We start from the raw sequence: 12552 nt of genomic DNA on the forward strand, positions 1-12552 counted from the left end.
GAAAAAAATATCACCTCGGGCAGTTTTATACGTCAGGACAATAGCGGCAGCATGTTTACCATATCAAACATGAAAGATGTATGGATATGGGCCAACGTTTTCGAGTCCGACATCAGCAAAGTAAAAACGGGTTATACTGCTAAAATAACCACCATAGCTTACCCGGGCAAGGTATTTATGGGCAAGGTGAACGAGATAAGCTCCGTTTTAGATCCGGATAACAAGGTAATGAAAATAAAAATTGCACTACCTAACCCGGATATGCTGCTTAAGCCCGAAATGTTCACCAATGTGGTAATCACTAATAATGAGAACGAACAATCAGTAGCTGTACCGGCGAAGGCTATAGTTTTTGATAACAGTAAAAACTATGTGGTTATTTATAACAGCAAGTGCGATTTGCGTGTACAAGAAGTTAGCGTTGTTAAAACGGTTGACAATTTATCCTACATCGCATCTGGCTTAAAGCCCGGTGATAAAGTGATATCAAAAAATCAGCTTTTTCTTTATAACGCGCTTATAAGCGATTGATTTTAGGTCGCAACAACATTTGATGTTAACTACTCGATATTAAAGAAATGAATAAATTCATTAAAAATATAATATACTTTTCGCTAAGGCACCGCTATTTTGTGTTTTTTATGACCGCGGTGTTGGTAGCCTTAGGTGTTTGGAGCTATACCAATACTCCTATAGAAACCTTCCCGGACGTAACCAATACGCAAATAATTATTATAGCCCAGTGGCCCGGGCGCAGTGCCGAAGAGGTGGAGAAAATGGTTACCATACCCATTGAAACGGTATTAAACTCGGTACAAAAAAAATCAAACCTGCGTACCACGTCGGCATTCGGTTTATCCTATACCCGTATCATTTTTGATGACGACGTAGATGATTCATTTGCGCGCCAGCAGGTATTAAGCAGACTGGTAAATGCCGACCTGCCCGATGGGGTTAAGCCCGAAATTGAACCACCTTATGGTCCAACCGGTGAGATATACCGCTATACCCTTAAAAGTAAGAACAAATCATTACACGAGCTTACGGCCATACAGGATTGGGTGCTTGACCGCCAGTTTAAAGCCGTACCCGGCGTTGCCGACGTAAACACCTTTGGCGGTGAGGAAAAGGATTATGAAGTAAGTGTTAACCCGGCGCTATTACAAAAATATAGCCTTACCTCGTTAGATGTGTACAACGCGGTAAACCGCAGTAGTATTAACGTAGGCGGCGATGTTATTGAAAAAAATGATCAGGCTTATGTGGTGCGGGGTATAGGTTTGATCAATAATATTGACGAGATAAAAAACATCATCGTTAAAAATGTAAATAACGTGCCCATACTGGCTAAAGATGTTGCCGATATACATGAAAGTGGTTTGCCAAGGTTAGGGCAGGTGGGGCGCGATAGGGACAACGATGTTATTGAAGGCATTATAGTAATGCGCAAAGGCGAAAACCCATCAGAGGTACTTACCCGGATTAGGGATAAGGTAAAAGATCTTAACGATAACATATTACCTAAAGGTGTAAAGATTGACACCTTTTATGATCGTACTACCTTAATGGATTTTTGTACCGAAACAGTAATTCATAATTTACTGGAAGGTATAGTACTGGTAACCGTTATTGTATTTTTATTTATGGCCGACTGGCGCACTACGCTTATTGTGGCCATAATCATTCCGCTGTCGCTGCTGTTTGCCTTTATGTGTTTAAAGCTAAAGGGCATGAGCGCCAACCTGCTATCAATGGGGGCGGTAGACTTTGGTATAATCATAGACGGTGCCGTAGTGATGGTCGAAGGGCTTTTCGTCGCGCTTGATTATAAAGCAAAAGAGGTGGGTATGCCAAAGTTTAACGGCCTTGCCAAACTGGGGCTGTTTAAAAATGTAGGTGCCGAGATGGGTAAAGCCATATTTTTCTCCAAGTTGATTATCTTAACTTGCCTGGTGCCCATTTTTGCTTTTCAAAAGGTAGAAGGTAAAATGTTTTCGCCGCTGGCCTATACCTTAGGCTTTGCGTTGTTAGGTGCTTTAATTTTTACGCTGACATTGGTGCCTGCCTTATCAAGTATTTTGTTAAACAAAAATGTTAAAGAGAAACATAACCCGATAGTATTGTTTTTTGAGAACGGTATAAAACGGATGTTTAACTATACCTACTATCATCAAAAGTTGAGTTTAATAGTAGCTGTTTGCTTTATGGCTGTAACCTTCTTTTCGGCAAGGTTTTTAGGTACCGAGTTTTTACCACAATTAAATGAGGGCGCGCTTTGGGTAACGGCACAATTGCCTATGAGTATTTCGTTATCCAGTTCGGTAAAAACAACCAACAAGATGCGCGAAATTTTGGCCACCTTCCCCGAAGTAAAGCAAACCATGTCGCAGGTTGGGCGTACCAATGACGGTACCGACCCCAAAGGTTTCTTCAACGTACAAACCCAGGTTGACCTATACCCCAAAAAACAGTGGAAACGTAATATTACACAAGAGCAACTGATAGCCGAGATGGATAAGAAACTGAGTCAGTTTCCGGGTATTATTTTTAATTACTCGCAGCCTATCATTGATAACGTGGCCGAGGCAGTAGCGGGCGTACCAGCATCAATGGCGGTAAAAATATTCGGCCCTGATTTTAAGGTGCTTGACGGCAAGGCCGATGACGTTATGCGGGTGCTTAAAAATATTAAAGGCGTTGAGGATCTGGGTGTTTTACGTAACCTGGGTCAGCCCGAATTTAGGATAGAACTTGACCAACGCAAAATGGCACTGTATGGCGTATCCACCGCTGATGCCAATGCAGTAATTGAAATGGCGATAGGCGGTAAGGCGGCAACGGTATTGTACGAAAGCGAGCGTAAGTTTGATATACGGGTGCGATATGAAGAGGACGCACGTAATACGAGGGCAAAAATTGAGAACCTGATGGTGCCAACACTAAACGGAGCAAAAATAGCCATTAAAGAAATATCAACCATAACTACGCTTACCGGCCCGGCATTTATATACCGCGATAACAATATGCGCTATATAGCTGTAAAATTCTCGGTCAGGGGCCGTGATTTGGGCAGTACCATTGCCGAGGCGCAGCAGAAAGTAAATAACGCCGTAAAGTTAGACCAGGGCTATTCGTTTACCTGGAATGGCGAATTTGAGAACCAAATACGCGCGTCAAACACATTGGCACGAGTGGTGCCCATTTGTTTGCTGGTTATTTTCCTGATCCTGTTTATAACCTTCGGTAATGTTAAGGATGCCACGCTGGTAATTATGAATGTACCATTTGCATTAATAGGAGGTATTTTAGCACTACATATTACCAATACCAACTTTAGCATATCAGCAGGTATTGGTTTTATAGCACTGTTTGGGGTTTGTATTCAAAACGGGGTTATATTAATATCCGTGTTCCGCAAAAACCTGGCAGAACGCATGCCACTTGATAAAGCTATATTAGATGGTGTGGTGTCGCGCGTGCGCCCGGTGGTAATGACGGCGCTTATGGCTGCTATCGGCTTAATGCCGGCAGCCATATCAACCGGTATAGGCAGCGAAACACAGAAGCCGTTGGCCATTGTGGTAATTGGCGGCCTGGTAACCTCAACCATATTAACCCTGTTGATATTGCCGGTTATTTATGCCATAGTGCACAATTTTATACATAACAGAGATAACCGTAAGCTGCTTAAAAAAATAGGCGCGGTAAACGGATAAGATAATGCCTAAAAGTTCAGTTTTGTTTTAGTAGAAGGGCGCGGGTAACCGCGCCCTTTGTTGTTTTATTAATTGTGTAACAGATTTACGAAGTTTTTAAAACTTCGTAAATCTCTCGATGACGCCTGCCAAACAGGGTTAACATAACTTAACACATTTCAATGTTAATTCGTATTTAAGTATATGATAATCAAATATTTAAATAAAAAATCAGCGTAAAATGTGTTAACCATATTTAAAAGCAATAATTTAACTTATAAATAAAAATATTAACATTCTGTTAGGGATGGAGGCGGATATGCATAAAGACTTACGAGGTTTTTAAAACTTCGTAAGTCTTTATAAGTTTGTTTCATGAAATTAAATCATATTAATTTACCGTAAAGGATGTACAAGCTGCCACCTTGTTTTTTGAAACATATTTTGGTTTTAAAGCGGAAAACAGCGTTGTTAATGATACCATATCAATTTTAAGAGCTGATGATGGTTTTGTGTTGGTACTAATGTCTGATAAGCTTAATAAAGGTGATAATAGTTATCCCGGCACTTTCCATATAGGGCTTTTTCAAGAAACCGACGAAGCTGTAACAACTGTTTATGAGCGTTTAAAAAATGCCGGAGCAGCATTGGCCGATGAACCTAAACGTATTAGGAAAACATTTGGGTTTTATTTTAAATACCAGGATATATTGATAGAAATATCAACTGATATTAAAGAATAGTTTTTGTTCTTTTCGAGATTATTATTGGTACATGTAATTTGGTTTTTTCAGTTTCATAATAATAGTCCAAGGTTTGCTGATACTTATTGAAACTTTTTCGATCAGTAAAAAATATTTCAAAACGAAGAATAGGGCCATACATCGCTCCAAAAATATTCCAAAAATCTTCTTTCGACCTACCAGCGCTTAAGCTATAAGAAAATTCGGCTGTAGCTCCTCCATTAACATCTCTCGGCGTTTGTAATTCTCCATGTGTATGAAGAAGATCGTAAGAATTTCCTTTAATATATAAATCTAAAACGGAATTATTAAGTATTTCAACATAGACTTTACCGCTTACAAGGTCTAAATTGTGTTCGAAAGTAAACTTAAAATCGGGCAATAGTTCATCCATGTATCTTTGATAATCAAGTTTCTGAATTTCTAATTGACTTTTAAAAGTCTGCGCTTGAAGTACAAAAAGACCATATGCAATGCACATCCAAACAATAGTTACGACAAATGTTCCTATTCCCAATATATCTTGAAAAGTCATAATGTAAAAGTAAGGAATTGTTTAATCTATTCGGTTTCGTTTAATACGTTAGGGATAACAGCAGATACCGGCCAGGATCCGCCCTTAGGTGGACTACAGGCGTATGAGCGGATAGCCCGTTAAAACGCCCCAATAATAAACCAATAAAAACCTTTAAACCGCACTTAATTACAACCCTAAAAATAATAAGAGTAAAAATTATAACTTATTCATACATTTAAGCCAATTTTAGGTGGCTTTTTTTATGAAAATACATTATCAATCAGATGTTGTACTTGCTTTAACCAGTGATAATTTAAATGAAGACGGAACACCAATTATTAAAATAAAGGATTTAATTATTTTTTCCGAAAGACCTAAAGAACACAAAGGATTTATACCCTACGATTTATTTTTTAAATGGATTGATATGTATTTTGAATATGTTGAAATGGGGACTAAAGAACATAGAACTATTAGGATAACTGGATTTTTGACAAAATTTCAAGATTTAAATTCAAACTGAAATAGTACCTTTTTTGGGGAAATGAAAAGTATTATATAATATTATAGTCGATTTTAAAAGTGCTAACCTTCCTTAAATGTATAAAATAATTTTTGGTATAATAATAGGAGTATTTCTATCTGTATCCTTTACTTTTTTATACAGGACGTATTATTTGAGGGATTATGTAGTTAGCGCCCCCGATCTAAAGACTATTAAACCAGACCCTATTTCAGGAAAAAATATAGAACAGGCCATAATTAATAGTACTTTTGACGAAAAGATTAACAGCCTAAATAAAAGATCAGATGATTTTCTTCTATTTGGGAGTATGATAATTACGTTGATGCTTGGTATATCGGTAAGCGTTTATCTAAGAACAGAAGGAGAAGTTACCAAACATTTTAAGGAAAACTTTAGTTCCTATCAAGAAAAGGTAATAGAGGCAACCTCTCACATCGAAAAATTATTGAGCGAGGCGCAATCAAATGCCGAAATTGTAAATGCCTTAAAACAGAAGGCAGAAAGCCAAACAGATAAAACAATAGATTAAAAAAATATTATGATGTCAGCTATTGAAAAGCAAAAATTTGATAGAGAGTATTTAGATTTGTTGCAAAAAAAAATAGAAAGCAACAAGGCTACAACTGAAGAATATAAATCATTAGATTTTTTTATTAAAAGCACTGTCGACATCCCTAATTATGTACTGAACTCATTAGCAGAATTTAATTTATATTCCTATCAAGAATATATTGACGAAAGGAAAAAAGATTTTTCCCCATTAAAGTCAAAACTTGAAGGACAGGTATTAGGAAGGATTACGGGTGCCATTTCTGCATTAAAAGCCACCCTTTAATTGTATAATAATTAGTTATGGAAGTAGTAGTAATTTACGAGATTGACAAAGAGGAATTTAATAGCGATGTTAATGCCGGAATGAAAGATAAAAGCTATTATAAGTCTTGGAAATACAAAGAAAAATCATATAAATTGCCCGATAATTGTTTTTGGAAACCAGACGGTACATTAGCAGAAGGAAAACAGGACATGATAGATGTTGTTGCTCAAATAAGTAGAAGTAAAAACACACCTGTAAAACTGACTAAGTGCCTTGTTCTTCCTTCAATACAGTGGGAAGGAATACCCACAAGCTAATCCACAAGACCTACGATATCCTTACTGAATAAGTGACAAATTACCATTTGGTGTAAACTTATATATAGTTACCAAAATATCGCGTCTCTACAATCTATCCATACCTCATCAACCACTCACCTAATAAACTCAATCAACCACACCAACCAACCTTTTGAATTTTAACTTTTTAATTTTAAATTATAACACTATCTTTGCACCCACAAATAACAGAATTTTAAACGCTTTAATATTATTTACGTAATGTATTTAAGTACAGAAGAAAAACAAGAAATTTTCGCAAAACACGGTAAAAGTGCAACTGATACCGGTTCAACAGAAGGTCAGGTAGCCTTATTCACTTACCGCATCGCACATTTAACAGGGCATTTGAAAAAAAACAAACATGATTTTTCAACCCAATTATCACTGCAAAAATTAGTAGGTAAACGCCGCGGATTGCTGGCATACCTTTACAAAAAAGATATTGAAAGATACCGTGCTATCATCAAAGCTTTACAGCTTAGGGATATCATCAAGTAACTTAAACTTATTTTTTACAAAAAGCCGTCTCAAGTTAAGGAGATGGCTTTTTTACTTTACGCAACAATACACACACTATAAAAAAACCGACGCGCTCTGAAAGATGAAAAGCGGGTCACAACGAAAACAAGATGAGTTTAAATGTAATTAAAAAGGTTATTGATTTAGGTGACGGCCGCACCATTGAGATCGAAACCGGAAAACTGGCCAAACAAGCAGATGGATCTGTAGTAATAAAAATGGGTGATACCATGTTATTGGCTACAGTAGTATCAACGCCCGAAGCAAAAGAAGGGGTAGATTTTTTACCGCTATCTGTAGATTACCAGGAAAAATACGCCGCTACAGGCCGTATACCGGGTGGTTTTTTACGCCGCGAGGCACGTTTATCAGACTATGAGGTTTTGATCTCGCGTTTGGTTGACCGCGCATTGCGCCCAATGTTCCCCGAAGATTATCATGCCGATACACAGGTGATGATCAGTTTGATATCTGCTGATAAAGATATCATGCCTGATTGTTTAGCCGGTTTGGCGGCATCAGCAGCTTTATCGGTTTCTGATATTCCGTTTAACGGACCTATATCTGAAGTTCGCGTAGCTAAAGTTGATGGTAAATTAGTTATCAACCCAACATTAAGCCAGTTACAAACGGCAACTTTAGAGTTTATTGTAGCCGGTAGCGAGCATGATATTAACATGGTTGAGGGCGAAGGTGCCGAAATACAGGAAGCTGAATTGGTTGAAGCTATTAAATTTGCTCACCAGGCTATTAAAGTTCAATGTTTGGCTCAAAAAGAATTGACTATTGAAGTTGGCAAAACCGAAAAACGTGTTTACAGCCACGAGCATAGCAATGATGAATTAGAGAAAGCAATTTATGCAGCTACTTACGATAAAGTATACGCTATTGCAGGCGAAGCTTCTGGTAAAGACGAGCGTGGTGCTAAATTTAAAGCAGTACGCGACGAGTACATAGCTACTTTAGGCGAAATAGATGACGTTACTAAGTTTTTAGCTAAAAAATATTACCATGATGTTGAGTATGATGCTATACGTAACCTTGTTTTAGATGAAGGTAAACGTTTAGACGGTAGGTCAACTACACAAATACGTCCAATATGGAGCGAAGTTGGTTATTTACCTGCTGCGCACGGTTCGGCTGTATTTACACGTGGCGAAACACAATCATTAACCTCGGTTACTTTAGGTGCTAAGGATGATGAGCAAATGATTGATGGCGCATTTATTAACGGTTATCAAAAATTCTTATTACACTATAATTTCCCGGGTTTCTCAACCGGCGAGGTTCGTCCTAACAGGGGAGCTGGTCGTAGAGAGATCGGTCATGGTAACTTAGCCATGCGTTCATTAAAACGTGTTTTACCTGCCGAGGATGAAAACCCATACACCATACGTGTTGTTTCTGATATTTTAGAGTCAAACGGATCATCATCAATGGCTACGGTTTGTGCCGGTACATTGGCGCTGATGGATGCGGGTATCAAAATTACTAACCCGGTATCAGGTATCGCAATGGGACTGATCACCAACGAAATGGGTACAAAATATGCTATCCTTTCGGACATTTTAGGTGATGAGGATCACTTAGGCGATATGGACTTTAAAGTAACCGGTACCAAAAATGGTATTGTTGCTGTGCAAATGGACTTAAAGATCAATGGCCTTTCATGGGAAGTGTTGACCAATGCTTTGAATCAGGCTAAAGATGGCCGTTTACACATCTTAGGCGAAATGGCGAAAACCATTGCTGCTCCTCGCGAAGATTATAAACCACACGCACCGCGTATTGTTACCATCCGTATTGACAAAGAATTCATCGGTGCCGTTATCGGACCTGGTGGAAAAATTATACAAGAAATGCAGCGTGAAACCGGTGCTACTATCTCTATCGAGGAAGTTGGCAACCAGGGTGTAGTTCAAATATTTGCCGATAACAAAGAAGCTATTGATAAAGCGGTAACCCGCATTAAAAACATTGCTTCAAAACCAGAAGTTGGCGAGATATATGAAGGTAAAGTAAAATCAATAATGCCGTTTGGTGCCTTTGTTGAAATTATGCCGGGTAAAGATGGCTTGCTGCATATATCAGAAATTGACCATAAACGTATTGAAACTATGGACGGTATTTTTGAAATAGGCGACGAAGTACGTGTTAAATTATTGGATGTTGACAAGCAAGGTAAATTAAAGCTTTCGCGTAAGGCTTTATTGCCTAAGCCAGAAAGTGCCAAACAATAATTATATGAATTTTGCAAACAGTAAAAGCCTTTTTTAAGGCTTTTACTGTTTAATAAGGTTTTTTCATTTCTTTAAAACAAAACTAAGTATTTAAGCTTTTGTCTATTAGTAGTTGACAAAAAGATAAGCGCGATCCGTATTTGAAATGACCTCTAAGCCAGAAGATCCTTTAGATTTTTTAAATAACAGCAAATCCTCCGGTTCGCCGTCAGGCCCCGAAGCTGATATGGTGCAGTTATTATTATATGAGATCATTAGGGTTAAAGAGCTAATAACTTATTATGAATCCATACCCAATGGAGGAGGCCAGCTTGGCGCATCAATATTAAATGAGTTAATTACCGAGGCCTACAGTTCATTAGTTAACTATGATGTGGTGCTTATGCGCAAATACTACGACCTTTTGCAGAATTGTGATTGAGATATAGAGATTAGTTAACTGGTGATTAGAGATTAGTTAGGATATTATCTGATATAAAACTAACTTTGATCTATTACATAAGCAGAACTAATCACTAATCTCCAAACACTAATCACTAATGCACCATTTAATAGCCCCATCAATTTTAGCTGCTGATTTTGGTAACCTGCAACGCGATGTGGAACTGCTTAACCAAAGCAAAGCCGACTGGATACATGTAGATATTATGGATGGCAGATTTGTGCCCAATATATCATTTGGTTTCCCGGTGATAGAGGCTGTTAAAAAACACGCAAAAAAACCCTTGGATGTACATCTAATGATTGTAGAGCCTGAGCGTTATATAAAGGCATTTAAAGATGCAGGGGCCTCAAACATTACTGTGCATTTTGAAGTTTGCCCAAATCTGCACCGTACCGTACAAATGATAAAAGAATTGGGCTGCACAGCCGGTGTGGCACTTAACCCGCATACCCCTGTTAACATGCTGGCCGATATTATTAATGATCTTGACCTGGTGCTGATCATGTCTGTTAACCCCGGTTTTGGAGGGCAGCATTTTATTGAAAATACTTACAAAAAACTGCATGATGTACGTTCATTAAGCAGCTTTAGCAACCCTAACCTACTTATAGAGGTTGATGGTGGGGTAGGCGTAAATAATGCTTCGCGCTTAATTAATGCAGGGGCCAATGTATTAGTGGCCGGTAATTCGGTTTTTTCATCTGCCGATCCTGCTGCCACTATCTCACAATTAAAGTCGGCAGAGTAGCTTACAATACAAGCATGCTAATAAATCCGCTTCATTTTTTTGATATTTTAAATTGAAAGGTGTAATTGTCGGCTTTTTGTATAATTTTTTAAAAAGGTAAAATAAAAGTATAAAATTTTGCCAAATTGCATAACTTCGCCCCGTCTAAATACAAAGTAGTTGATTTAGCAAAACCCAATATTAATTATATGAAACATAATTTTGGTGCCGGACCCGGCATTTTACCACACGAAGTTTTAAAACAAGCTGCTGCTGCGGTTGTAGATTTTAATGGAACAGGCTTATCTATCCTTGAGATTTCACACCGCTCGGCCGAGTTTGAAGCCGTGTTGGATGAAGCAGTAAAACTGGTAAAAGAGTTACTGAATGTACCTGAAGGGTACTCTGTTTTATTTTTACAAGGCGGTGCAAGCACACAATTTGCAATGGTGCCTTATAACCTGTTACCCGAAGGTGGCAAAGCCGCTTACCTGGAGTCGGGCGTATGGGCAAATAAGGCCTTAAAAGAAGTGAAATATTTTGGCGAAGCACAAGTTGTTGCCACATCAAAAGAAAGCAACTTTACTTACATCCCTAAAGATTTTGAAATTCCTGCTGACGCGGCGTATTTCCATATCACTTCAAATAATACCATTTACGGTACGCAGTTGCATAAGTTTTTCCCATCGCCAATACCGGTGGTTTGCGATATGTCGTCAGATATTTTTAGCCGCGAAATTAACATAGCTGATTTTGGTATCATTTACGCGGGCGCACAAAAAAATATGGGCCCTGCAGGCACTACTTTGGTAGTTATTAAGGATGATATTTTGGGCAAAAACGGCCGTAAAATACCGGCTATGTTTAACTATCAAACACAAATAGAAGGAGGCTCAATGTACAATACGCCGCCTGTGTTTGCCATATACGTATCCATGCTAACCCTTAAATGGTTAAAAGCCAAAGGCGGCGTAGCCGAAATGGAAAAAGAAAACGAAGCCAAAGCCAAAGTATTGTATGAAGAAATTGACCGCAACCCGCTGTTTAAAGCAGTAGCTGCTAAAGAGGATCGCTCGTACATGAATGTTTGCTTCGTAGCCGAAAACCCGGAACTGGAAAAATCTTTCCTTAAACTATGCGACGAAAAAGGCATAGTAGGTATTAAAGGTCACCGTAGTGTTGGCGGTTTCCGTGCTTCTATATACAATGCATTGCCTGTAACCAGCATACACGTGCTGATTGATGCCATGCGCGAATTTGCTGAGAAAAATAAATAGCCCCCTAACCCCCTAAAGGGGGAATTTTAATTGCTCCCCCTTTAGGGGGCTGGGGGGCTCACTAACTATTTAAAACAATGATCAAAATATTAGCTAATGACGGTATAGATCCAATAGGAAAAAAAATGTTGGAAGATGCCGGTTTTATAATTGATACCAACAATATACCACAGGATGAATTGCCTACAAAACTGCAGGCTTATGATGGTATAACCGTACGTAGCGCTACCAAAGTACGCAAAGCGTTAATTGATGCCTGCCCTAACTTAAAGCTTATTGGCCGTGGTGGTGTGGGTGTTGACAATATTGATGTAGAGTATGCCAAAGAAAAAGGCATTGGCGTGTATAACACACCTGCTTCTTCATCATTATCAGTTGCCGAGTTAGTGTTTGGTCAGCTGTTTACCGGTGTACGCTTTTTGGCCGACAGCAACCGTAAAATGCCGGTTGAAGGTAATACCAAATTTAACGATCTTAAAAAAGCATATGCTAAAGGAATTGAGCTGCGCGGCAAAACATTGGGTATTGTAGGCTTTGGACGTATTGGTCGCGAGGTGGCAAAAATTGCCATTGGCGTAGGTATGGATGTTATTGCTTATGACCTTTTTCCGTTTAACCCGGAAGTTGAAATTGTTTTAGGTACCGGCGGCACTAAAGTAAATGTAGCAGTAAAAACGGCTACGCTTGACGAAGTTATTGAGCGGG

At 38.6% G+C, this 12552-nt stretch carries 13 protein-coding genes and 1 pseudogene; 13 read left to right on the forward strand and 1 reads right to left on the reverse strand.

Features of this window, described 5'->3' with window-relative positions; all coding sequences use genetic code 11:
• From ABI367_RS07930 to ABI367_RS07940, 3 genes and pseudogenes are all read left to right on the forward strand, one after another.
• A partial coding sequence (locus ABI367_RS07930; RefSeq protein ID WP_462226491.1) for an efflux RND transporter periplasmic adaptor subunit occupies positions 1-531 on the forward strand: 531 nt, incomplete at its 5' end.
• A gap of 47 nt (positions 532-578) precedes the next feature.
• Positions 579-3716, forward strand: coding sequence for an efflux RND transporter permease subunit (locus tag ABI367_RS07935; protein ID WP_462226493.1), 3138 nt, complete (start codon positions 579-581; stop codon positions 3714-3716).
• Positions 3717-4105: 389 nt separating this feature from the next.
• Positions 4106-4438, forward strand: a pseudogene (locus ABI367_RS07940) (VOC family protein); the annotation flags it as partial.
• On the opposite strand, the gene ABI367_RS07945 reads toward ABI367_RS07940, so the two are convergent.
• The gene (locus ABI367_RS07945; RefSeq protein ID WP_462226495.1) at positions 4428-4973 is read right to left on the reverse strand and encodes a hypothetical protein; all 546 of its coding nucleotides are present in this window, start codon (positions 4971-4973) and stop codon (positions 4428-4430) included. The pseudogene ABI367_RS07940 and the gene ABI367_RS07945 sit on opposite strands and share 11 nt — an antisense overlap.
• Positions 4974-5217: 244 nt before the next feature.
• On the opposite strand from ABI367_RS07945, the gene ABI367_RS07950 reads away from it, so the two are divergent.
• From ABI367_RS07950 to ABI367_RS07995, 10 genes are all read left to right on the forward strand, one after another.
• Positions 5218-5478: a hypothetical protein gene (locus tag ABI367_RS07950; protein ID WP_462226497.1), complete on the forward strand. Its 261-nt coding sequence runs from the start codon at positions 5218-5220 to the stop codon at positions 5476-5478.
• Between the two features lie 76 nt (positions 5479-5554).
• Positions 5555-6010 (forward strand): hypothetical protein, encoded by a 456-nt coding sequence (locus ABI367_RS07955; RefSeq protein ID WP_462226499.1) that lies wholly within the window; start codon positions 5555-5557, stop codon positions 6008-6010.
• Between the two features lie 9 nt (positions 6011-6019).
• Positions 6020-6316 (forward strand): hypothetical protein, encoded by a 297-nt coding sequence (locus tag ABI367_RS07960; RefSeq protein ID WP_462226501.1) that lies wholly within the window; start codon positions 6020-6022, stop codon positions 6314-6316.
• Positions 6317-6333: 17 nt separating this feature from the next.
• Positions 6334-6615, forward strand: coding sequence for a hypothetical protein (locus ABI367_RS07965; RefSeq protein ID WP_462226503.1), 282 nt, complete (start codon positions 6334-6336; stop codon positions 6613-6615).
• Positions 6616-6858: 243 nt separating this feature from the next.
• On the forward strand, positions 6859-7137 hold the full coding sequence (gene rpsO / locus ABI367_RS07970; RefSeq protein WP_462226505.1) for a 30S ribosomal protein S15: 279 nt from the start codon (positions 6859-6861) through the stop codon (positions 7135-7137).
• A gap of 131 nt (positions 7138-7268) precedes the next feature.
• A complete protein-coding gene (gene pnp, locus ABI367_RS07975; protein WP_462226507.1) occupies positions 7269-9398 on the forward strand; it encodes a polyribonucleotide nucleotidyltransferase in 2130 nt (709 codons plus the stop codon).
• 145 nt (positions 9399-9543) lie between these two features.
• Positions 9544-9819, forward strand: a complete 276-nt coding sequence (locus ABI367_RS07980) for a hypothetical protein (RefSeq protein ID WP_462226509.1) — start codon at positions 9544-9546, stop codon at positions 9817-9819.
• 118 nt (positions 9820-9937) lie between these two features.
• Complete coding sequence (gene rpe / locus ABI367_RS07985; protein WP_462226511.1) at positions 9938-10591, forward strand: ribulose-phosphate 3-epimerase; 654 nt, start codon at positions 9938-9940, stop codon at positions 10589-10591.
• Positions 10592-10779: 188 nt separating this feature from the next.
• Entirely contained in the window at positions 10780-11847 is a 1068-nt protein-coding gene (serC, locus tag ABI367_RS07990) for a 3-phosphoserine/phosphohydroxythreonine transaminase (RefSeq protein WP_462226513.1), read from the forward strand.
• 77 nt (positions 11848-11924) lie between these two features.
• The coding region (locus tag ABI367_RS07995) for an NAD(P)-dependent oxidoreductase (protein ID WP_462226515.1) at positions 11925-12552 on the forward strand (628 nt) is incomplete at its 3' end.

The sequence above is a fragment of the Mucilaginibacter sp. genome (assembly GCF_039935595.1).
Taxonomy (GTDB): Bacteria; Bacteroidota; Bacteroidia; order Sphingobacteriales; family Sphingobacteriaceae; genus Mucilaginibacter.

Excerpts from the sequence above, each read along its gene's own strand:
- serC (WP_462226513.1), top strand. The coding sequence starts at position 10,780 with ATGAAACATAATTTTGGTGCCGGACCCGGCATTTTACCACACGAAGTT.
- ABI367_RS07965 (WP_462226503.1), top strand. The coding sequence starts at position 6,334 with ATGGAAGTAGTAGTAATTTACGAGATTGACAAAGAGGAATTTAATAGC.
- ABI367_RS07960 (WP_462226501.1), top strand. The coding sequence starts at position 6,020 with ATGATGTCAGCTATTGAAAAGCAAAAATTTGATAGAGAGTATTTAGAT.
- pnp (WP_462226507.1), top strand. The coding sequence starts at position 7,269 with ATGAGTTTAAATGTAATTAAAAAGGTTATTGATTTAGGTGACGGCCGC.
- ABI367_RS07945 (WP_462226495.1), bottom strand. The coding sequence starts at position 4,973 with ATGACTTTTCAAGATATATTGGGAATAGGAACATTTGTCGTAACTATT.
- ABI367_RS07935 (WP_462226493.1), top strand. The coding sequence starts at position 579 with ATGAATAAATTCATTAAAAATATAATATACTTTTCGCTAAGGCACCGC.
- rpe (WP_462226511.1), top strand. The coding sequence starts at position 9,938 with ATGCACCATTTAATAGCCCCATCAATTTTAGCTGCTGATTTTGGTAAC.
- rpsO (WP_462226505.1), top strand. The coding sequence starts at position 6,859 with ATGTATTTAAGTACAGAAGAAAAACAAGAAATTTTCGCAAAACACGGT.
- ABI367_RS07980 (WP_462226509.1), top strand. The coding sequence starts at position 9,544 with ATGACCTCTAAGCCAGAAGATCCTTTAGATTTTTTAAATAACAGCAAA.
- ABI367_RS07955 (WP_462226499.1), top strand. The coding sequence starts at position 5,555 with ATGTATAAAATAATTTTTGGTATAATAATAGGAGTATTTCTATCTGTA.
- ABI367_RS07950 (WP_462226497.1), top strand. The coding sequence starts at position 5,218 with ATGAAAATACATTATCAATCAGATGTTGTACTTGCTTTAACCAGTGAT.